The 21,056-nt window shown below is 61.3% G+C and carries 24 protein-coding genes and 1 tRNA gene; 20 read left to right on the top strand and 5 right to left on the bottom strand.

Features of this window, described 5'->3' with window-relative positions:
- Positions 1-45 precede the first annotated feature (45 nt).
- A complete protein-coding gene (locus AC1RB9_RS20835; protein WP_003107743.1) occupies positions 46-1,371 on the bottom strand; it encodes an OprD family porin in 1,326 nt (441 codons plus the stop codon).
- A 718-nt stretch (positions 1,372-2,089) separates the two neighbouring features.
- On the opposite strand from AC1RB9_RS20835, the gene AC1RB9_RS20830 reads away from it, so the two are divergent.
- Complete coding sequence (locus tag AC1RB9_RS20830; RefSeq protein WP_003107742.1) at positions 2,090-2,518, top strand: HIT family protein; 429 nt, start codon at positions 2,090-2,092, stop codon at positions 2,516-2,518.
- A complete protein-coding gene (locus tag AC1RB9_RS20825; RefSeq protein WP_003086099.1) occupies positions 2,519-2,728 on the top strand; it encodes a SlyX family protein in 210 nt (69 codons plus the stop codon).
- A gap of 48 nt (positions 2,729-2,776) precedes the next feature.
- Here AC1RB9_RS20825 and AC1RB9_RS20820 read toward each other — a convergent pair whose 3' ends face one another.
- On the bottom strand, positions 2,777-3,391 hold the full coding sequence (locus tag AC1RB9_RS20820) for a cold-shock protein (RefSeq protein ID WP_003106665.1): 615 nt from the start codon (positions 3,389-3,391) through the stop codon (positions 2,777-2,779).
- A gap of 215 nt (positions 3,392-3,606) precedes the next feature.
- Entirely contained in the window at positions 3,607-4,077 is a 471-nt protein-coding gene (locus AC1RB9_RS20815; RefSeq protein ID WP_003086103.1) for a Dps family protein, read from the bottom strand.
- A 439-nt stretch (positions 4,078-4,516) separates the two neighbouring features.
- Between AC1RB9_RS20815 and aspS the strand changes: the two genes are divergently transcribed.
- From aspS to AC1RB9_RS20735, 16 genes are all read left to right on the top strand, one after another.
- Positions 4,517-6,292, top strand: coding sequence for an aspartate--tRNA ligase (gene aspS, locus AC1RB9_RS20810; protein ID WP_003123218.1), 1,776 nt, complete (start codon positions 4,517-4,519; stop codon positions 6,290-6,292).
- A 66-nt stretch (positions 6,293-6,358) separates the two neighbouring features.
- On the top strand, positions 6,359-7,105 hold the full coding sequence (locus tag AC1RB9_RS20805; RefSeq protein WP_003086107.1) for a YebC/PmpR family DNA-binding transcriptional regulator: 747 nt from the start codon (positions 6,359-6,361) through the stop codon (positions 7,103-7,105).
- Between the two features lie 84 nt (positions 7,106-7,189).
- Entirely contained in the window at positions 7,190-7,714 is a 525-nt protein-coding gene (ruvC, locus tag AC1RB9_RS20800; RefSeq protein ID WP_003112575.1) for a crossover junction endodeoxyribonuclease RuvC, read from the top strand.
- A 16-nt stretch (positions 7,715-7,730) separates the two neighbouring features.
- Positions 7,731-8,336, top strand: coding sequence for a Holliday junction branch migration protein RuvA (ruvA, locus tag AC1RB9_RS20795; RefSeq protein ID WP_034060724.1), 606 nt, complete (start codon positions 7,731-7,733; stop codon positions 8,334-8,336).
- A 10-nt stretch (positions 8,337-8,346) separates the two neighbouring features.
- On the top strand, positions 8,347-9,405 hold the full coding sequence (ruvB, locus tag AC1RB9_RS20790) for a Holliday junction branch migration DNA helicase RuvB (protein WP_003086123.1): 1,059 nt from the start codon (positions 8,347-8,349) through the stop codon (positions 9,403-9,405).
- 52 nt (positions 9,406-9,457) lie between these two features.
- Complete coding sequence (ybgC, locus tag AC1RB9_RS20785; RefSeq protein WP_003086124.1) at positions 9,458-9,904, top strand: tol-pal system-associated acyl-CoA thioesterase; 447 nt, start codon at positions 9,458-9,460, stop codon at positions 9,902-9,904.
- A gap of 1 nt (position 9,905) precedes the next feature.
- A complete protein-coding gene (gene tolQ / locus AC1RB9_RS20780; RefSeq protein WP_003086125.1) occupies positions 9,906-10,601 on the top strand; it encodes a protein TolQ in 696 nt (231 codons plus the stop codon).
- A 22-nt stretch (positions 10,602-10,623) separates the two neighbouring features.
- On the top strand, positions 10,624-11,064 hold the full coding sequence (gene tolR / locus AC1RB9_RS20775; protein WP_003086126.1) for a protein TolR: 441 nt from the start codon (positions 10,624-10,626) through the stop codon (positions 11,062-11,064).
- A 2-nt stretch (positions 11,065-11,066) separates the two neighbouring features.
- Positions 11,067-12,110 carry a cell envelope integrity protein TolA gene (tolA, locus tag AC1RB9_RS20770; RefSeq protein WP_003117096.1) on the top strand — a complete coding sequence of 348 codons (1,044 nt, stop codon included), beginning with the start codon at positions 11,067-11,069 and terminating at the stop codon, positions 12,108-12,110.
- Complete coding sequence (gene tolB / locus AC1RB9_RS20765; protein WP_003086128.1) at positions 12,107-13,405, top strand: Tol-Pal system beta propeller repeat protein TolB; 1,299 nt, start codon at positions 12,107-12,109, stop codon at positions 13,403-13,405. The genes tolA and tolB overlap by 4 nt, the downstream gene beginning before the upstream one ends.
- A gap of 52 nt (positions 13,406-13,457) precedes the next feature.
- Positions 13,458-13,964: a peptidoglycan-associated lipoprotein Pal gene (gene pal, locus AC1RB9_RS20760; protein ID WP_003111417.1), complete on the top strand. Its 507-nt coding sequence runs from the start codon at positions 13,458-13,460 to the stop codon at positions 13,962-13,964.
- Positions 13,965-13,973: 9 nt separating this feature from the next.
- Positions 13,974-14,798 (top strand): tol-pal system protein YbgF, encoded by an 825-nt coding sequence (ybgF, locus tag AC1RB9_RS20755; RefSeq protein ID WP_003120698.1) that lies wholly within the window; start codon positions 13,974-13,976, stop codon positions 14,796-14,798.
- 219 nt (positions 14,799-15,017) lie between these two features.
- The gene (gene queE / locus AC1RB9_RS20750) at positions 15,018-15,665 is read left to right on the top strand and encodes a 7-carboxy-7-deazaguanine synthase QueE (RefSeq protein ID WP_003112571.1); all 648 of its coding nucleotides are present in this window, start codon (positions 15,018-15,020) and stop codon (positions 15,663-15,665) included.
- A gap of 15 nt (positions 15,666-15,680) precedes the next feature.
- Positions 15,681-16,355 carry a 7-cyano-7-deazaguanine synthase QueC gene (gene queC, locus AC1RB9_RS20745; protein WP_003111415.1) on the top strand — a complete coding sequence of 225 codons (675 nt, stop codon included), beginning with the start codon at positions 15,681-15,683 and terminating at the stop codon, positions 16,353-16,355.
- Positions 16,356-16,414: 59 nt separating this feature from the next.
- Positions 16,415-16,490, top strand: a tRNA-Lys gene (locus tag AC1RB9_RS20740).
- A 387-nt stretch (positions 16,491-16,877) separates the two neighbouring features.
- Positions 16,878-17,282, top strand: coding sequence for an acyl-CoA thioesterase (locus AC1RB9_RS20735; protein WP_003112559.1), 405 nt, complete (start codon positions 16,878-16,880; stop codon positions 17,280-17,282).
- Between the two features lie 120 nt (positions 17,283-17,402).
- Here the strand turns inward: AC1RB9_RS20735 and AC1RB9_RS20730 are convergent, their stop codons facing one another.
- Both AC1RB9_RS20730 and AC1RB9_RS20725 read right to left on the bottom strand, forming a co-directional pair.
- Positions 17,403-17,963 carry a hypothetical protein gene (locus AC1RB9_RS20730; protein WP_003117022.1) on the bottom strand — a complete coding sequence of 187 codons (561 nt, stop codon included), beginning with the start codon at positions 17,961-17,963 and terminating at the stop codon, positions 17,403-17,405.
- A 384-nt stretch (positions 17,964-18,347) separates the two neighbouring features.
- On the bottom strand, positions 18,348-18,986 hold the full coding sequence (locus AC1RB9_RS20725) for an NUDIX hydrolase (RefSeq protein ID WP_003120654.1): 639 nt from the start codon (positions 18,984-18,986) through the stop codon (positions 18,348-18,350).
- Positions 18,987-19,570: 584 nt separating this feature from the next.
- Here AC1RB9_RS20725 and AC1RB9_RS20720 point away from each other — a divergent pair.
- Positions 19,571-19,948: an Hpt domain-containing protein gene (locus AC1RB9_RS20720; protein WP_033873211.1), complete on the top strand. Its 378-nt coding sequence runs from the start codon at positions 19,571-19,573 to the stop codon at positions 19,946-19,948.
- 442 nt (positions 19,949-20,390) lie between these two features.
- Positions 20,391-21,002 carry a fimbrial protein gene (locus AC1RB9_RS20715; RefSeq protein WP_004348355.1) on the top strand — a complete coding sequence of 204 codons (612 nt, stop codon included), beginning with the start codon at positions 20,391-20,393 and terminating at the stop codon, positions 21,000-21,002.
- The last annotated feature ends 54 nt before the right edge of the window (positions 21,003-21,056 follow it).

The raw sequence follows: 21,056 nt of genomic DNA, 5'->3' as shown, positions 1-21,056 counted from the left end.
GAAAAAACCCGGCGATGCCGGGTTTTTTCGTTGCCTGTCGGTCGATTACAGGATCGACAGCGGATAGTCGACGATCAGGCGGAACTCGTTCTGGTCGCCTTCGCCCTGGTCGGCGTTGGCACGGTGCCAGGCCTGGCGGATGCGGAACGACAGGTCCTTGGCCGGACCGGACTGGACCACGTACTTGGCTTCGAGGTTGGTTTCGTGGTGCTTGCCATCCTCGCCGTACAGGCCTGCATAGGAGGAGCTGGAATCGACCTTGGTACCGTCGATGTCCTTACCATTGATGTAACGCAGCATGAAGGTCAGGCCAGGAACGCCGTAGGAGGCCAGGTTCAGGTCGTAGCGGGCCTGCCAGGATTTCTCGCCAGGACCGTTGAAGTCGGAGTACTGGACGGAGTTGGCGAGGAAGATCGAGTCGCCGCCGGCGCCGGAACCGTTGCCGCCGAAGCCGATGTAGTCGAACGGCTCGTCGCCATGCACCTGCTGGTAGGCCAGGGTGAAGGTGTGGGCGTCCAGGGTATACGCGCCCGCCAGGGACCAGGTGGTGTTGCTGATGTCGCCAGCCTTGGACTTGCCTTCGTCGGTGGTGCGGTAGATGTTGAAGTCGAAGCCCAGCGATTGATCGGAGGCCAGCGGGATGGTGTAGTTGGTGTTCAGGTAGTACTGGCGATAGATGTCTTTCAGCTCTGCGCCATAGAGGGAGGCGCTGAGGTTGTCGGTGATCGCGTAGCGGCCGCCAGCGAAGTCGGCGCTCTTGGCTGTCTGGCCGGCGTAGGTGGCGTAGAGCTCACCGCGCGATTTGACGGTGGTCGGCTCCTTGCCCTCGGTGAAGTGGCCTGCCTCGAGGTCGAGCCCTTCGAATTCGCTGCTCTGCAGCTGGAAGCCGGTCGCGGTCTGCGGGAACAGGCGGCTGCCGCCAGCGGCGAAGACCGGGGCGGTCGGTTGCATCTCGCCCCACTTCAGCATGGTCTTGGAGATGCGCACCTTCACGGCGCCGCCGGCGCGGCTGTAGTCATCGCGCGGCTTGCCGTCGTTCATCACCGGCAGGTTGCCGGTGCCGGTCTTGTCGGAGGTGCCGTCGAGCTTCAGGCCCAGGTAGCCGAAGGCATCGACGCCGAAGCCCACGGTGCCTTGAGTGAAGCCGGATTCGTAGGTGGTGAGGAAGCCCTGGGTCCAATCGACGCGATCACCCCGACCTTCCTTGCCGTCACGGTTGAAATAGTAGTTGCGGAGCAGCAGGTTCAGGCTGCTGTCTTCGATGAACCCCTTCGCTTCGGCCTGATCGCTGACGAATGCGTCGGCCACGGCGAACTGAGTGCTACCTGCGGAAACCGCCAGTGCAATGGCGCTCCACTTCATCACTTTCATTGTGATTGCTCCTTTGGTTTTGAAATTATCTCTGCCATCACAGTGCCGCAGTGACGGCTAGTTCTTCTTGTCGGCGCTAACTTATAGCACGCAGTGTTTCTTGGCGATAGTTGAGGTTCCGAAGCGACGGATTCTTTACCGTGCTGTCGCAAAATTGCATGACGCATGTCGCATCTGCGTAGGTGCGCAGTTGAAAAAATGACGTATGTCGCGGGGTTGGTCACTCTTGTTGAGGTCGCTTCTCAAGTCGCTTTTTCCGATTGGCGGGGCCTTGTAATAAAAATGTCATGTTCCGTACGGCCCCTCTTACTGTGATGAAAGAGGTATAAGCAAACTCCGTGCACAAATTGGAAAATGGCTTCGCCTATGTATTCCAGTTGGTCTCTTCGAGAGCGAGGCTATTCTGTTTGAAAGCAAACGAATTATGCTTTGAAACCTGATTGTAATCCGTCTGCTTCAAGGGTTGGTTGCCATCGAGTTGTCTGTGGCGAATGCGTTTGTATCCACGGCATGTCTTATGTTCGGCGTCGCGCTGTATTCATTTGGCCGGCATCTTATGGGGCGTTCGGCTGGAGAGGCGCGCCAAGCTGGGGCGGGCGGATGTGTGGGCTTGCTTTGGCCGGGCGGCGAAGTATCCTGCGCGGCAGTTACGGCGGGGCCCTTCCCGGAGGGAGGGGCTAAGCTGTCCATGAACGACGGTCGAACAGGAGAGGTCAGTATGTTCGCTTTGGATCCCCGGCTGGAGCAGGACACCCTGTTGCTCGGCGACTTTCCCCTCAGCCGCCTGCTGCTGATGAACGATGCCCGCTATCCGTGGTTCATCCTGGTGCCGAGGCGGGAGGATGTCACCGAGCTGTTCCAGCTCGATGTCGATGACCGGCAGGCGCTGTGGCGCGAGGCCACGCTGCTGGCAGAGGTCCTCAAGGACACCTTCCGTGCGGACAAGATGAATGTCGCTAACCTGGGCAATGTGGTCAGCCAGCTTCACATGCACGTGATCGTCCGGCGACGTGGTGACGACGCCTGGCCCGGCCCTGTCTGGGGGCGCCATCCGGCTCGGCCTTATTCTTCCGAGCAGGTCGAGGCGATCCGCGGCAAGTTGCGGATGGTGCTGACCGACGGCTTCCGTTTTGCCGGGGAGGCCTAGATGGAGCTGGACGCGCGCATGGATGACCTGGAATGCCGCCAGGCTTTCCAGGATGACACTTTGCAGGCTCTCAACGATGTGGTGGTCGAGCAGCAGCGCAGCATCGAGCGACTGCAGCTTCAGGTCGCGGCATTGATCAAGCGTCTGGAAGACGTCCAGGGGCTGGTGGGCGAGGCGGGGGAAGACGAAGCGCCTCCTCCCCATTATTGAATGCACAAAAAACCCGCCGTTCGGCGGGTTTTCTGTTTTTCGCGGCGGTCAGCGGCGGGAGGCGATCACGTCTTCCGCCTGCAGGCCCTTGTCCCGTTGTACCACCGAGAACTCCACGCGCTGGCCTTCGATGAGGATGCGGTGGCCTTCGCCGCGAATCGCTCGGAAGTGGACGAAGATGTCCTCGCCCGAATCGCGGGAAATGAAGCCGAAACCTTTTGAGGTGTTGAACCACTTCACGGTACCGGTCTCCCGGTTGCCGCTGTCCTGGCTGCCGCCGAGGGCTGCCGGGGCGCTGGCGCTGCGCGAGACCGGTTTGCCGGGTTTCAGGCTGCCCGCCAGTTGCAGGGCCGTGGCCAGCACCAGGCTTAGCAGGGGCAGGACGATCGCCGGCTGGTCGGCGATGGTCGGCAGCGGCGCCAGCAGGATCAGTGCCTGCAGGACGACGCCCAGGACCAGCAGGGCGGCTGCGCCGGCCTGCAGCGGGCGGGTTGGATGTGACGATTGCAGTACGGGAGCGAAGAGCAGGTTGATCAGGCCCAGAATGGCCAGGTAGATGGCATCGGGATGTTGCAGGAAGGGTGTGGCTTCGGTTCTTAGGCTGGGAATGAAGGACAGCAATAGGGCGGCGACGCCCGTGACCAGAAGGACGATTTTCAACATGTCAATGAGTTCACCTTGATGGGGTAACGATCAAGTAGCCGGACAGCGCTTCGGTGCATGAAACGAAAGGTGCGGAAGGACGGCCGGCCTATGCGCGTGACGCACGGCGGCTATTTAACAGGAAAGCAGGAGGCTACTCAAATCAAGCGGTTGGCGCCGGAGGGGGGAGGGCGGGACCCTGAGGCGGGCCCCGCTTTCTATCGAGCGATCGACGATCAGCTGGCAAGAAGGCTGCGCAACATCCAGGCGGTCTTTTCATGCACCTGCATACGTTGGGTGAGCAGGTCGGCGGTGGGTTCGTCGCTGACCTTGTCCAGCAGCGGGAAGATGCTGCGGGCGGTGCGCACCACGGCTTCCTGACCCTGGACCAGTTGCCGGATCATCTCCTCGGCTTCCGGAACGCCTTCCTCCTCCTTGATGGACGAGAGGCGGGCGTAGGCGGCGTAGGTGCCGGGCGCCGGGAAGCCCAGGGCCCGGATGCGCTCGGCGATGTCGTCTACGGCAACGGCCAGTTCGGTGTACTGGCCTTCGAACATCAGGTGCAGCGTGTTGAACATCGGGCCGGTGACGTTCCAGTGGAAGTTGTGGGTTTTCAGGTAGAGGGTGTAGGTGTCGGCCAGTAGCCGCGACAGGCCCTCGGCAATGGCTGCGCGATCCTGTTCGCCGATTCCGATATTGATTTCCATGGCGTTCTCCTTTCAGTCGGCCTTGTGAATGGGGCACTCCGAAACAGTTGGAGTGAGGCTAACACAGGGTTTTTCCCAGCGCTCTTGGTCTATGTCAAAGGCGGCGATAGGGAGAATCTATTCCGACTGCCCGGTCAAGCGAATGGTTCGCAGGGGGAGGCGAAATGCTTCCGTTCAACGGCCTGGCTTCCCGCGTGACAGGCCGGCGGGGCTGGCTGCAAGCCATGGATTTTTCAGGCTATAATCCCCGCCTTCAATGCGAAGTGAGCCCGGATGCGGGTGCTTCGCCGTTGCCGTTCACCGGGCAGCGCGGGAGATGTCCTTCCGGGGGCGTACCGATGGTTCCGGTGCTCGGTCAGGGCCGGCGAGAGCCCGGCAATGGTCGCCAGGCAGCCGGCGGCTCCACAGAATCCAAGACTTACGAGAAGCGAACCACACCATGATGCGCAGCCACTATTGCGGCCAACTGAACGAGAGCCTGGACGGCCAGGAAGTCACCCTTTGCGGTTGGGTTCACCGCCGCCGCGACCATGGTGGAGTGATCTTCCTCGATGTGCGCGATCGCGAGGGGCTGGCCCAGGTGGTGTTCGATCCGGACCGTGCGGAAACCTTCGCCAAGGCCGACCGGGTGCGCAGCGAGTTCGTGGTGAAGATCACCGGCAAGGTGCGCCTGCGCCCTGAAGGCGCGCGCAACCCGAACATGGCGTCTGGCTCCATCGAGGTACTGGGCTACGAACTGGAAGTGCTGAACCAGGCCGAGACTCCGCCGTTCCCGTTGGATGAATACTCCGATGTGGGCGAGGAAACCCGCCTGCGCTACCGCTTCATCGACCTGCGTCGTCCGGAGATGGCCGCCAAGCTGAAGCTGCGCGCGCGCATCACCAGCAGCATTCGCCGCTACCTGGACGACAACGGCTTCCTCGACGTCGAGACCCCGATCCTCGGCCGGCCGACGCCGGAAGGCGCGCGCGACTACCTGGTGCCGAGCCGTACCTACCCGGGCCACTTCTTCGCCCTGCCGCAGTCGCCGCAGTTGTTCAAGCAACTGCTGATGGTCGCCGGCTTCGATCGCTACTACCAGATCGCCAAGTGCTTCCGTGACGAGGACCTGCGTGCCGACCGCCAGCCGGAATTCACCCAGATCGACATCGAGACCAGCTTCCTCGACGAGAGCGACATCATCGGCATCACCGAGAAGATGGTGCGCCAGCTGTTCAAGGAAGTGCTGGATGTCGAGTTCGACGAGTTCCCGCACATGCCGTTCGAAGAGGCCATGCGCCGCTACGGTTCGGACAAGCCCGACCTGCGCATCCCGCTGGAGTTGGTGGACGTCGCCGACCAGTTGAAGGAAGTGGAGTTCAAGGTCTTCTCCGGTCCGGCCAACGATCCGAAGGGGCGTGTCGCCGCCCTGCGTGTGCCGGGCGCCGCCTCCATGCCGCGCAGCCAGATCGACGACTACACCAAGTTCGTCGGCATCTATGGTGCCAAGGGCCTGGCCTACATCAAGGTCAACGAGCGCGCCAAGGGCGTGGAAGGTCTGCAGTCGCCGATCGTGAAGTTTATCCCCGAGGCCAACCTGAACGTGATCCTCGATCGCGTTGGCGCGGTCGACGGCGACATCGTGTTCTTTGGTGCCGACAAGGCCAAGATCGTTTGCGATGCCCTGGGCGCGCTGCGTATCAAGGTCGGCCATGACCTCAAGCTGCTCACCCGGGAGTGGGCGCCCATGTGGGTCGTGGACTTCCCGATGTTCGAGGAGAACGACGACGGCTCGCTGTCCGCGCTGCACCACCCGTTCACCTCGCCCAAGTGCACCCCGGCCGAGCTTGAGGCCAATCCGGGCGCGGCGCTTTCCCGCGCCTACGACATGGTGCTCAACGGTACCGAGCTGGGTGGCGGTTCCATCCGTATCCATGACAAGTCCATGCAGCAGGCGGTGTTCCGTGTGCTGGGCATCGACGAGGCGGAACAGGAAGAGAAATTCGGCTTCCTGCTCGACGCGCTCAAGTACGGTGCGCCGCCGCATGGCGGCCTGGCCTTCGGCCTGGATCGCCTGGTCATGCTGATGACCGGTGCATCGTCTATCCGCGAAGTGATCGCCTTCCCGAAGACCCAGAGCGCTGGCGACGTCATGACCCAGGCACCGGGTTCCGTGGACGGCAAGGCCCTGCGCGAGCTGCACATTCGCCTGCGCGAGCAGCCGAAGGCCGAGTGATTCGAATCAACCCGCGGAGGCGCCGCTTGCGGCGCCTCCTGCCGAGAGAGCAATACGGAGTGAGTTATGGCTGGTCATTCTAAATGGGCCAACATCAAGCACCGCAAAGAGCGGCAAGATGCCAAGAAAGGCAAGATCTTTACCAAGCTGATCCGTGAGCTGACCGTCGCTGCAAGGCAGGGCGGCGGCGTCCCGGCGGACAACCCGCGTCTGCGCCTGGCCGTGGACAAGGCGCTGACCGCCAACATGACCCGCGATACCATCGATCGTGCCATTGCGCGCGGCGTCGGCTCCAACGATGCCGACAACATGGTCGAGCTTTCCTATGAAGGTTATGCGCCGAGCGGCGTAGCGATCATCGTCGAGGCGATGACCGACAACCGCAACCGTACCGCTGCCGAAGTGCGTCATGCCTTCAGCAAGTGTGGCGGCAACCTGGGCACCGATGGTTCGGTCGCCTACATGTTCGAGCGCAAGGGACAGATCAGCTTCGCTCCCGGCGTGGACGAGGAAGCGCTGATGGATGCGGCCCTGGAGGCTGGCGCCGATGACGTGGTAGTCAACGACGATGGCTCCATCGACGTGTTCACCACCTTCGCCGACTTCATTTCGGTGAACGAGGCGCTGGCCGCCGCCGGATTCAAGGGCGACGAAGCCGAAGTCACCATGATCCCTTCGACCACCGCGACCCTGGACCTGGAAACCGCGCAGAAGGTGCTCAAGCTGATCGACATGCTCGAGGACCTGGACGACGTGCAGAACGTCTATTCCAATGCCGATATCCCGGACGACGTGATGGCGCAGCTCGGCTGAGCCGATCGGAGCGATAACGCGAAGCCGGAAGTGGGGTACGCTTGATGCGTTCGAACCCCGCTTCCGGCTTTTAGTATCCAGCTTATGACTTTGATTCTAGGGATTGACCCGGGCTCGCGCATCACCGGCTTCGGCGTGGTGCGGGAAACGGCGCGCGGTTGCGAATACGTGGCGTCCGGATGTATACGGACCGGTAATGGCCCCTTGCACGAGCGTCTACACGTGGTGTTTCGCAGCGTCCGCGAGGTGATCCGCACCCATGGCCCGACGGCCCTGAGCATCGAGCAGGTGTTCATGGCGCGCAACGCCGATTCGGCCCTGAAGCTGGGGCAGGCGCGGGGGGCGGCCATCGTCGCGGCAATGGAGGAGGGGTTGAGCGTGGCGGAGTACACCGCCTCGCAGGTCAAGCAGGCAGTCGTGGGGACCGGCGGTGCAGACAAGCAGCAGGTGCAGATGATGGTCATGCATCTGTTGAAGCTGACCCAGAAACCGCAGATAGATGCTTCCGACGCCCTGGCCATCGCCCTGTGTCATGCCCATACCCAACAGAGTCTGGTCCCCCATGGCCTGGTGGGCGCACGCCGACGTGGCGGGCGCCTGCGTCTTTGAATAAGGAAAGCTCTTCGTGATCGGACGCTTGCGTGGCACCCTGGCGGAGAAACAGCCGCCACACCTGATCCTCGATGTGAATGGCGTCGGCTATGAAGTGGAAGTGCCGATGACGACCCTCTATCGGTTGCCTTCGGTGGGCGAGCCGGTGACCTTGCATACCCATCTGGTTGTGCGTGAGGATGCGCACTTGCTCTATGGCTTCGCCGAAAAGCGCGAGCGAGAGCTGTTCCGTGAGCTGATCCGGCTCAACGGCGTGGGTCCGAAACTGGCCCTGGCGCTGATGTCGGGCCTGGAAGTGGACGAACTGGTGCGTTGCGTCCAGGCACAGGACACCTCCACCCTGGTGAAGATCCCCGGTGTTGGCAAGAAGACCGCCGAGCGCCTGCTGGTGGAGTTGAAGGACCGCTTCAAGGCTTGGGAAAACATGCCCACGATTGCACCGTTGGTGATGGAACCCCGTGCCAGCGCTACAGTCTCAAGCGCCGAGGCCGATGCAGTCAGCGCGCTGATCGCCCTCGGCTTCAAGCCACAGGAAGCCAGTCGTGCCGTCGCAGCCGTACCGGGAGAGAATTTGTCCAGCGAAGAAATGATCCGCCAGGCCCTGAAGGGCATGGTCTAGGTGGCGCCCGATGATCGAGCCTGATCGCCTCATATCCGCCGTTTCCGGTCGCGAACGCGATGAGCAGCTGGACCGTGCCATTCGCCCGCTGAAGCTGGCCGACTACATCGGCCAGCCCAGCGTGCGCGAGCAGATGGAGCTGTTCATCCATGCCGCGCGCGGCCGCCAGGAGGCGCTCGACCATACGCTGATCTTCGGTCCGCCGGGGCTGGGCAAGACGACCCTGGCGAATATCATCGCCCAGGAAATGGGCGTTTCCATCAAGAGTACTTCCGGGCCGGTGCTCGAGCGTCCCGGCGATCTCGCCGCGTTGCTGACCAACCTGGAGGCCGGCGACGTCCTGTTCGTCGACGAGATCCACCGTCTTTCGCCCATCGTCGAAGAAGTGCTGTATCCGGCCATGGAAGATTTCCAGCTGGACATCATGATCGGCGAAGGGCCCGCGGCCCGCTCCATCAAGCTGGACCTGCCGCCGTTCACCCTGGTCGGCGCGACCACCCGTGCCGGCATGCTGACCAATCCACTGCGCGATCGCTTCGGTATCGTCCAGCGCCTGGAGTTCTACAACGTCGAGGACCTGGCGACCATCGTCAGTCGGTCGGCCGGCATTCTCGGCCTGGAGATCGAGCCGCAGGGCGCGGCGGAAATCGCCAAGCGCGCCCGCGGTACGCCGCGAATCGCCAATCGCCTGCTGCGCCGGGTACGCGACTTCGCCGAGGTCCGGGGGCAGGGCGACATTACCCGGGTGATCGCCGACAAGGCATTGAACCTGCTCGATGTCGACGAGCGTGGCTTCGACCACCTCGACCGTCGTCTGTTGCTGACCATGATCGACAAGTTCGATGGCGGGCCTGTAGGAATCGACAACTTGGCTGCGGCGTTGAGCGAGGAGCGGCACACGATCGAAGATGTACTGGAGCCCTATCTGATCCAGCAGGGCTACATCATGCGGACACCGCGGGGGCGCGTGGTAACACGCCATGCGTACCTGCACTTTGGCCTGAATATTCCGAAAAGGTTGGGGCCGGGGGTGACGACGGATCTGTTCACGTCTGAAGATGGTAATTAATTGCATTTGTGGGCGATTGCCGATTGGCAAAGCCGGGACTTGGTTCTAGAGTATGCGCGCGCAACACGGGGGAAAGCCGTTCCAGCAGCGTTTCCGGGTCTATTACGAGGACACGGATGCCGGCGGCATCGTCTATTACGTCAACTATCTCAAGTTCATGGAACGGGCTCGGACCGAGCGGCTGCGAGCTTTGGGGTTCGCCCAATCGCAACTGGTCGGCGACAATCTGCTGTTCGTCGTGCACTCCGCCGAGGCGCGTTACCACGCCCCGGCCAAGCTCGATGATGAACTGCTTGTCAGCGCCGAGGTCGAGGAGTTGAACCGGGCGAGCCTGAAGTTTCGTCAACAGGTTCGTCGAGCGTCGGACTCCGTCCTGCTCTGCGAGGGGCGGTTCCTGGTGGCGTGCGTGCGAGCGGACACCCTGAAGCCACGTGCTATCCCCGAAACGTTGCGTGCGGCTTTTGCCGGAAGCCCGGATTCTTTTTCAGCAGGAGATTAAAGTGGAACCGAACGTCGTCGACCATACCTCCATGTGGAGCCTGATCAGCAACGCCAGTATCGTGGTGCAGCTGGTCATGCTGACCCTCGTGGCCGCCTCGGTCACATCTTGGATCATGATTTTCCAGCGCGGCAATGCCATGCGCGCCGCCAAGAAGGCACTGGATGCTTTCGAAGAACGCTTCTGGTCGGGCATCGACCTGTCCAAGCTGTACCGCCAGGCCGGTAGCAATCCGGACCCGGACTCCGGCGTCGAGCAGATCTTCCGTGCCGGCTTCAAGGAGTTTTCCCGTCTGCGCCAGCAGCCCGGCGTCGATCCCGATGCGGTGATGGAGGGCGTGGCGCGCGCCATGCGTGTGGCCATCTCCCGTGAGGAGGAGAAACTCGAAGCCAGCCTGCCATTCCTGGCAACCGTCGGTTCCACCAGCCCGTACGTCGGCCTGTTCGGTACCGTCTGGGGTATCATGAACTCCTTCCGTGGCCTGGCCACCGTGCAGCAGGCAACCCTGGCCACCGTCGCCCCGGGTATCGCCGAAGCGCTGATCGCTACCGCCATCGGCCTGTTCGCCGCGATCCCGGCGGTCATCGCCTACAACCGCTTCTCCGCACGTTCTGAGATGCTGATCGGTCGTTACTACACCTTCGCCGACGAGTTCCAGGCCATCCTGCACCGCAAGGTGCACACCAGCGACGACTAAGACGACTGAGAGGTAAGCCGATATGGCAAGGGTTCGTCACAAGCGCAAGCCGGTCGCGGAAATGAACGTGGTGCCTTACATCGACGTGATGCTGGTACTGCTGGTGATTTTCATGGTGACCGCACCGATGCTTAACCAGGGGGTCAAGGTCGACCTGCCGAAGGTGTCCAGCGAGGCGTTGCCTCAGGACAACAACAAGCAGGTCCTGACCCTTTCGGTGAAGGCCGACGGTTCCTATTACTGGAACGTCGGCAGCGAAGTGGATACTGAAAAACAGACCGATAGTGCCGTGTCGTTGGAACAGATGACCGATGCAGTCACCAAGATCATGAGTGCCCGTCCGGACACCCAGGTATTCATCCGCGGCGACAAGGCGGTGAACTATGGTGCGGTGGTTGGCGCCATGGGTGCCTTGCAGCAGGCCGGTGTGCCCAACGTCGGGTTGATTACCGAGGCCCCCTGATCTTGAAGCAACAGTTCGAACGCTCGCCTTCCGAGAGTTATTTCTGGCCCGTCGTCCTGGCGGTGGTCCTGCACGTTCTGATCTTCGCCATGCTGTTCGTCAGCTGGGCGTTTGCTCCGGAGCTTCCTCCCTCCAAGCCGATCGTGCAGGCCACGCTCTACCAGCTCAAGTCGAAGAGCCAGGCGACGACACAGACCAACCAGAAGATCGCTGGCGAGGCGAAGAAGACCGCCTCCAAGCAATACGAAGTCGAGCAGCTCGAACAGAAGAAGCTCGAGCAGCAGAAACTCGAGCAACAAAAGCTGGAACAGCAGCAGGTCGCTGCTGCGAAAGCGGCGGAACAAAAGAAGGCTGACGAGGCTCGAAAGGCCGAGGCCCAGAAAGCCGCCGAGGCGAAAAAGGCCGATGAAGCCAAGAAAGCTGCCGAGGCCAAGGCCGCCGAACAGAAGAAGCAGGCTGACATAGCCAAGAAGCGCGCCGAGGACGAGGCCAAGAAAAAGGCCGCTGAGGACGCCAAGAAAAAGGCAGCCGAGGACGCGAAGAAGAAAGCGGCCGAGGAGGCCAAGAAGAAGGCTGCTGCGGAAGCGGCGAAGAAGAAAGCCGCCGTCGAGGCCGCCAAGAAAAAGGCCGCCGCCGCTGCCGCGGCAGCCCGCAAGGCTGCCGAGGACAAGAAGGCGCAGGCATTGGCCGAGTTGCTTTCGGATACGACCGAGCGCCAGCAGGCCCTGGCCGACGAGGTGGGCAGCGAGGTCACCGGCAGTCTCGACGACCTGATCGTCAACCTGGTGAGCCAGCAGTGGCGGCGTCCTCCATCGGCGCGTAATGGAATGAGCGTAGAAGTACTGATCGAAATGCTGCCGGACGGTACCATCACCAATGCCAGCGTCAGCCGTTCGAGTGGCGACAAGCCTTTCGACAGTTCGGCGGTGGCGGCGGTGCGCAACGTCGGCCGTATTCCCGAGATGCAGCAATTGCCGCGGGCTACCTTCGACAGCCTGTATCGTCAGCGCCGCATCATCTTTAAACCGGAGGATTTGAGTCTGTGAGTACCCTGATTCGCATTGCGCTGTTCGCCCTGGCCCTGGTGGCAGGTGCTGCGCAGGCTGCCGACCCGCTGGTGATCTCCAGCGGTAACGACCGTGCCATTCCCATCGCCGTGGTGCCGTTCGGCTTCCAGGGGGGCAACGTGTTGCCGGAAGACATGTCCAATATCATCGGCAACGACCTGCGCAACTCCGGCTACTTCGAGCCGCTGCCCCGGCAGAACATGATCAGCCAGCCGGCGCAGGCCAGCGAAGTGATCTTCCGTGACTGGAAGGCAGTTGGCGTCAACTACGTGATGGTCGGCAACATCGTGCCTGCCGGCGGACGCCTGCAGGTGCAGTACGCATTGTTCGATGTCGGCACCGAGCAGCAGGTCCTGACCGGCAGCGTGACCGGCAGCACCGATCAGCTCCGCGACATGTCGCACTACATCGCCGACCAGTCGTTCGAGAAGCTCACCGGTATCAAGGGCGCGTTCTCCACCAAGATGCTCTATGTCACCGCCGAGCGTTTCTCGGTCGACAACACCCGCTACACCTTGCAGCGCTCCGACTACGACGGCGCCCGCCCGGTGACCCTGCTGCAGTCGCGCGAGCCCATCGTGTCGCCGCGCTTCTCGCCCGATGGCCGCCGTATCGCCTATGTCTCCTTCGAACAGAAGCGCCCGCGTATCTTCATCCAGTACGTCGATACTGGCCGTCGTGAGCAGATCACCAATTTCGAGGGCCTGAATGGCGCTCCGGCATTCTCCCCTGACGGCAACCGCCTGGCCTTCGTCCTGTCGCGCGACGGCAACCCGGAAATCTACGTCATGGACCTTGGCAGCCGCGCCCTGCGCCGCCTGACCAACAACCTGGCGATCGATACCGAACCCTTCTGGGGCAAGGACGGCTCTACCCTGTACTTCACCTCGGACCGTGGCGGCAAGCCGCAGATCTACAAAATGAACGTGAACAGCGGTGCCGTGGACCGGGTAACCTTCATCGGCAACTACAACGCCAACCCGAAACTCTCGGCCGACGAGAAGACCCTGGTAATGGTCCACCGCCAGCAGGGCTACACCAACTTCCAGATCGCCGCCCAGGACCTCCAGCGCGGCAATCTGCGGGTGCTGTCGAACACCACTCTGGACGATTCGCCCACTGTTGCGCCCAATGGCACCATGCTAATCTACGCCACCCGCCAGCAGGACCGGGGCGTGCTGATGCTCGTATCCATCAACGGACGCGTACGGATACCTCTCCCTACCGCTCAGGGCGATGTGCGCGAGCCTTCCTGGTCCCCTTACCTGAACTGACGGTCGCCAACGGTTACAAACTTATACACTGGGGTTCATTAGGAGTTACATGATGGAAATGCTGAAATTCGGCAAATTTGCTGCGCTGGCTCTGGCCATGGCTGTGGCTGTGGGTTGCTCCTCCAAGGGCGGCGATGCTTCCGGTGAAGGTGCCAATGGCGGCGTCGATCCGAACGCAGGCTATGGCGCCAACAGCGGTGCCGTTGACGGCAGCCTGAGCGACGAAGCCGCTCTGCGTGCGATCACCACCTTCTACTTCGAGTACGACAGCTCCGACCTGAAGCCGGAAGCCATGCGCGCTCTGGACGTACACGCGAAAGACCTGAAAGGCAGCGGTCAGCGCGTAGTGCTGGAAGGCCACACCGACGAACGCGGCACCCGCGAGTACAACATGGCTCTGGGCGAGCGTCGTGCCAAGGCCGTTCAGCGCTACCTGGTGCTGCAGGGTGTTTCGCCGGCCCAGCTGGAACTGGTTTCCTATGGTAAAGAGCGTCCGGTCGCTACCGGCCACGACGAGCAGTCCTGGGCTCAGAACCGTCGCGTCGAGCTGAAGAAGTAAGAAGTCGTTATGCCCAAGCACCTGCGTGTCCTGACGTTCCTCGCGCTCAGCCTGCCATTAGCGGCCTGGGCGGAAGTTCCTGTGTATGACGGCGTTGCCGCCAACAATGGCGGCAACGTTCCTCCTTCCGGGTATGGCACGGCAGGTGCCGGCGGCGCCTTTGCCGGAGGTGGGGTGACAACCCCCACCTCCGTGCAGGGCGAACTGTTCATGCAGCTCCAGCAGATGCAGGACGAGTTGGCTCGCCTGCGTGGCACGCTCGAGGAGCAGCAGAACCAGATCCAGCAGCTCAAGCAGGAAAGCCTGGAACGCTACCAGGACCTCGACCGTCGGATTTCCGGTGGTGGCGCTCCCGCTGCACAGAATTCCGCACCCGCTGGCGCCATCAACGCCAATGGGGCGCCTGCGGCTCCCGCAGGCAACAACGCACCGGCGCCGAGCAGCGAGCCGGGCGACCCGGCGAAGGAGAAGCTCTACTACGATGCGGCCTTCGACCTGATAAAGAGCAAGGATTTCGACAAGGCGAGCCAGGCGTTCAATGCCTTCTTGCGCAAGTACCCGAACAGCCAGTACTCCGGCAACGCCCAGTACTGGCTCGGCGAGGTGAACCTGGCCAAGGGCGACCTGCAAGGTGCCGGCCAGGCCTTCGCGCGGGTCAGCCAGAGCTACCCCAGCAGCCAGAAGGTGCCCGACTCGCTGTACAAGCTGGCGGACGTCGAGCGTCGCCTGGGTAACAACGACAAGGCCAAGGGTATCCTCCAGCAGGTCATTTCCCAGTACCCAGGCACTTCGGCCGCTCAACTGGCGCAGCGCGATCTCAAGAACCTTCGCTGATCCCGTTCCCGATGAACAAACCCGCGCCTGTCGCGGGTTTTTTCGTTAGAATCGGCGCCCCCGTGAAGCTGCATGGTTTCAGCTCGGCTGATCTTCGTGCCTCTCCACGCGAGACCTTCCGGGATTTCGAGCGCCACGACAGGATACGTCCCGTGGCGTTCCTTCATTTACCGCAACGGAGGCGGACGACCTGTTCAGTCGTCACGCCCGTGGCTGAATATGCAACAGACCCTGCGCATCACCGAGATTTTCTACTCGTTGCAGGGGGAAACACGTACCGCCGGCTTGCCGACGGTCTTCGTGCGCCTGACCGGCTGCCCCTTGCGCTGTCACTATTGCGATACCGCCTATGCCTTCAGCGGCGGCGACGTCGTTAGCCTGGACGCCATTTTCGAGCGGGTTGCCGCCTACAAGCCCCGCTACATCTGCGTGACCGGCGGGGAGCCGCTGGCCCAGCCGAATTGCATCTCTCTGCTGGAACGGCTCTGCGACGCCGGCTACGAGGTTTCCCTGGAAACCAGCGGGGCTCTCGACGTGTCACGGGTCGACCCGCGCGTAAGCAAGGTTCTCGACCTCAAGACGCCGGGATCTGGCGAGGTCGGACGCAACCGATACGAAAATATCCCGTTGCTGACCGACAACGATCAGGTGAAGTTCGTCGTCTGTTCGCGAGAGGACTACGACTGGGCGGTATCCAAGCTGATCGAGTACCGCCTCGACCAGCGTGCCGGTGAAGTCCTGTTCTCGCCGAGCCACCATCAGGTCAGCGCGCGAGAACTGGCCGATTGGATCGTGGCCGACAACCTGCCGGTCCGCCTGCAATTGCAACTGCACAAGATTCTCTGGAACGACGAACCGGGCCATTGAGACGAGGAATTCATCATGAACCAGAAGAAAGCGGTCATCCTGCTCTCCGGCGGCCTCGACTCCGCCACCGTTGTCGCCATGGCCAAGGCCGACGGCTACGCCTGCTACACCATGAGTTTCGACTACGGCCAGCGCCATCGCGCCGAGCTGCAGGCCGCCGAGCGCGTGGCCCGGCAGTTGGGCGTGATCGAGCACAAGGTGATAGGGCTCGACCTCAATGGCATGGGCGGCTCGGCATTGACCGACGAGAGCATCGCGGTGCCCGAGTCGCCTAGCGAAGGTATACCGGTGACTTACGTGCCGGCGCGCAATACGGTGTTCCTCTCGCTCGCCCTGGGCTGGGCCGAGGTCCTGGATGCCCGTGACATCTTCATCGGTGTGAATGCGGTGGATTACTCTGGTTATCCGGATTGTCGCCCTGAATTCGTCGAGGCTTTCGAGCGCATGGCGAACCTGGCAACCAAGGCGGGCGTGGAAGGCAATGGCTTCCGCATCCAGGCGCCGCTGCAGTATCTGTCCAAGGCGCAGATCATCCAGGCGGGCGTGGCGCGTGGGGTGGATTACGGCCTGACGGTGTCCTGTTATCAAGCCGATGAGCAGGGACGTGCGTGCGGCAAATGCGATAGCTGCCGGCTGCGTGCGGATGGCTTCGCGGCGGCTGGTATTTCCGACCCGACGCCATATTTCTGAAAAAAATTCACGAGGGGTGTTGTTTTTACGTTAGAAATCAGTATTATACGCCTCGCGTTGGGTCGTTAGCTCAGTCGGTAGAGCAGTTGGCTTTTAACCAATTGGTCGTAGGTTCGAATCCTACACGACCCACCATATTAGAAAGGAGTTTCTGTAGCTCTCCGTAGAGCTCGCAACTTTAGCTTCGGAGCTGCAGTATGCCTTGGCCAGGAAACTGGCCAGAATCGACCGAGTCGATATGAAAAGCCCGCCCGACAAGGCGGGCTTTTCTGTTTCCGCAGTCCGGATATCTCATCCCCAGCGCACCGCAACTCTTATCCTTATCGACATCGGGAAGAAGGCCGGTTTCGCGCTTCCGCCAGTCATATCGGTACTGGCAGCCGCTTTCCCGTTCGTTCTGGCGTGTTCCTGTCAGACCCCGCGCAGCCTGGTGAACTGGTGCACGGCTATCCGAGGATTTGTCAGCGGACCGGGACTCCCATAGAGTGAGGTTCCTTTCCTGGCGACCGGATGAGTGACCCGATGCCGACCCCGGTTTTCATAAAGAGAACGGTACTGTTTGGCGACTGTGATCCCGAAGGGATCGTCTATACGCCACGTTTTTCATACTTTGTGCTGGAAGCGGTGCAGGAGGCGCTCGGGGTCTGGCTGGGCGGCCCGGGGCTCAGAACCCTCCTGGGGTTCAGGATTCTTCCCCCGGCGAGAGCGTTCTCCCTGGAATTCCTGCATCCGGTCACCTGGGACGACGAGCTCACGATGCAGGTGGGCGTGTCGAACGTGGGGACGCATTCTTTCTCGTTTTCAGTCGAAGGACGTCTTTCGCCGGACGTGGTGGCGTTCACTGCGAGCCTGACGCAGGTCTGTGTCTCCCCGGATACCCGCGAAGTCATGGAGGTCCCCGCGCAGCTCCGCGCGCTCCTCGCATAGAGAAACATTCTGGCTATTCGTCGCGGCGCTGGCTACGGCCGGCAGGACGCTGCGAGCGGCATGCCGCTGACCTGCTCCGTGGGGCTCCGGAGGAGGGCGGCAAGCCGCCTTCCTTCATTTCTACTCGTTGCCGAGCATCGCATCCAGATCGCGCATGGTCTGTTTCTTGGCCTGGACGCCCTGCAGTTCGACGAACATTGCCTGGACGGTCTGCACCATGCGTGCAATGGGCATCTTGCCCAGCGGCAACATCTGGTTGTTGTCGCGGATGGCCGGGGCGCAGACGAAAGCGAACGAGCGTTGCAGCCAGTAATCGTATTTCCCCGGGTCGATCCAGCCGTCGACGGTTTTCACGTTGGTGATGACGTTGTCGATGCGGCGCATGGCGCGTGCGTTGTCGAAGCGGACCCTGCGCTCCTTGCACTTGAACTGGACCTCGTAGGCCGTCAGCGTCGGCATCGACCGGTCTTCGAATAGCTGGATGATCTGCGCCGACTGGATACCTTTGGGTTGCTGCAAGATGCCGGTGGCGTTGGCGACGAATACCTCGTTGTTGTAGCGTTCGCCCTTGCCGTAGACGATCCAGTAGTCGCCGGTGCTTTCGGCGACCGCAGTCGTTGCCGTGCAGATGAAGGTGAGCGGCAGCAGCCAGCGCCGAGCGTGAAGGAATGGTTTGCCCATGAGTTCGTCCTTGAATGTCTTGTTCCCGACCGCGGAGGGTCATCCAAGGGACGAATCATAGGTGCAGCCCAAGGTGAGGGTCGACTAGCACAGATGAGCTATGGACGAAGCGGGGGAACTCGCTCGGAGTTCGCTCCATCGGCACGTTCGGGATGGTCGATGGCTGGCGCCTCGGGTGCGCTCCGCCACGCATTCGAACGAGAACGACGGGCCGGCTTTACTGCTCGGAAGGCACGCTGCGCCGCTGTTGGCGGCATCAAGCTGCCGGCGATGGGGGAGGGCGGCAGGCGCTCGTCGACTGGCCGGTCGATCTGCCGGGTACGCCTGCTGGACGTCGTTAGGGTCAGGCCGTCTGCCGCGCGATGACTCCATGAGGTCGGGGGGCTAGTCGAAAAGCGCCTCTGGCGTTTCCGCGTGGATTCGCTGCCATAACGTCTGGATCTGCGAGGCCAGTACCCGGTGCTCGGAAAGCGGCGGCAAGGCGTCCACCGGGAAGTACTCGGCCGCCGACGTTTCGTCCGTTTGTTGTTGAAGACTGCCTCCGGTGACGTGGCAGAAGAAGAAGGCTTTCAACGCATGCGGCAGTTGGGGAGGGTGGGGATGCTTGTGCTTGTCCAGCAATGCCAACAGGCGTATCGCTCGAACTTCCAGTCCGCTTTCTTCCTGGGTTTCGCGAACTACCGCATCTGCCGGCGACTCGTTTACGTCGCACCAGCCGCCTGGTAGGGTCCAGCGACTATCCGAGGCCTCCCGAACCAGCAGAACCCGCTGTTGCGAGTCGAGGATCAACGCACGGACGTCCAGTTTCGGGGTCGGGTAGTGGCTGTCCAGAGCGATCCAGTTCTCGACCCGTTCGTACGCTACCCCCTGGTCGCTGGCGATGAATTCGGCGACGGCATGCTGGAGCGCGCGAAAGCGTCCGATGTCGAAGCGGTCCTTGGAGAAGGCGAGACCGGCCTGGGCGGTGGACAGTATCAATTCCAGAAGACGGGCAAGCGCCCTGGGATCGCTGACCGATGGCATCCTTCCTTCCGTTTTTTCGGCCTTCGCGTGGTCCGCGTCGTGCAAGCCGTCCAATGGATTTGCCATAGATAGAACCCTCGCCGCTCGATGATCTGTAGAGCTGGTTTTCAACCAGGTGTTCCCTGCGTCTTCCTCGTATGCCTGTGTGCGCCAATAGTGGCTTATGCCGCTGTTTCATCGCGACCTGCGCGTAACCCAGACTCGCCTGTCGCAGCGATGGCTCCTCCGCCAGGTTCGCTTCGAACCGTCAGGCGGTCGCAACCGATGACGCCTCTTCGCACAGACTTACCGTAGGAGTTTCCCTCCCCGAAACGAGCGGTCGGGCCGGCTGCGGTCGGCTGGCAAAGGTAGACTCCGTGCCGGCCATGAGCGTTTCCAGGGCCGTTTGGGTCCGTTCGAGGAGACGCAACAAGCGATGCTCCCCTGTTTGGACGGCAGAGGCGGAGGCAATTCCCTTATGCTGCTTGCGGATAACTGGCCCGGACGGCATGTACGGCCTTGTCGTTCTACGGATGCCTGGAGTCCCGCAGGCGGGATAGCGCAACGCGCAGTGACCTTCCTTTAAGCATATCGATGGAGTCTGTATGAAAGAGCTTGGTTCGGAATCGCCGATGGAAAGTCTTTTCGACATTCGTTCACTGGAGGTCATTACCGGCGGCGAGCCGGCTGCATTGCAGCGGTTGCTGGAAACTTTATTGGCCAGCAGTCGGGATGATCGTACTCGGTTGGCGGAATTGCTTGAACTCGCAGACCTGCAAGGAGTGGCCGAACTTGCGCACAGGATAAAAGGGGCTGCGAGGGTGGTGGGCAGCAGCCTATTGGTCGAGTCTTGTTCCTGCCTTGAAAAGGCTTGCCAGAACCCATCGGAGTCTTCCGAGCGGATAGCCAATCTGGCCTCTTCATTGGAAGGCAAACTAAGTGCGTTCGAAATCAGTATCTCAACCGAATTGGCAAAGCTCTAGAGATCGGACCAGATAGAGGTTTCAGAAGCTGTTCAGGTTTCTCCATAACCTGAATCGCATCTATTCACCAGCATGGATTTCCCGTTCCCGTAAGCTCCGCGCCTGCTGCTGGGTAATGGGATAATTGGGAGCCTGCTGGGTTTGCTTTGGTTTGTCTTGGTTTTTCATTTTTCTATATAAGAGGCGCTATCGAAGCTGATGCGCTTCTTTCGGATCGTTCATTTTGTTTGGCTATTAGTGGTAACGGGCTTATGGTGTCGGAGGGTTTTTAACTACGAGGTTTTTTCCGCTTGTAGGAAACTTCATACAAGCACTGGGGAGATTTCACACGATTGCCTGGGAAGTGCTTCGTTGTCGTTCTATTCGGCTTTTCGGAGAATGTTGCTGGCTCTTATAGAGTTCAAAAATCGCAACACTTTCACTGTCAAAAGGAAGCTCAATCGTGTCCATTTCCATGAAAAGCATTCTGGCTGCCGCAGTAGCCAGCCTGGTCGTCGGCAATGCCATGGCGGCAGACGGCACCATCAATTTCAAAGGTGAAATCACCGCGGCCGCTTGCAGCATCACTGGTGGTGCCGGCACCACCGTTGGCGGTGCTGCGGGCAACCAGACCATCGACGTAAACCTTGGCAAGATCAGCATCGACTCGCTGGGCGGCACCGCGGGCGGCAGCATCGCCGGTGGTACCAGCCTGAACCTGAACCTGGACTGTGGCAAGACCGGTACCGGCCTGACCACCGTCAAGCTGAAGTTCAACCCGATGTCTGGGAGCACTATTGACCCGAACAATGAGAGCCTGCTGAAAACCGTCGGCACCGCCACCGGTGTCGGCATCGGTATCTATGGATCCGATGGCAAGCTGCTGAACCTGTCGGCGAACGAGACCATCGATGCGCCCCTGGATTCCAAGGTACAAAAAGATGGCGAAGGCAATGACATCACTGTCTACAGTGCCAAGCTGAATCTGCGTGCCGCTTATGTCAAATCCGGCTCCGTAGCTCCTACGGCTGGTAGTGCCGACGGCTCCCTGCCGTTCACCCTGGAATACAACTAAGTTCTGCTACGTGGGCGGGGTATGTATATACCCCGTTCCATGAGGTGCGAGTTC

It is taken from the genome of Pseudomonas sp. 20-5 (assembly GCF_056782835.1).
This window is presented reverse-complemented; position numbering and strand designations above follow the sequence as displayed.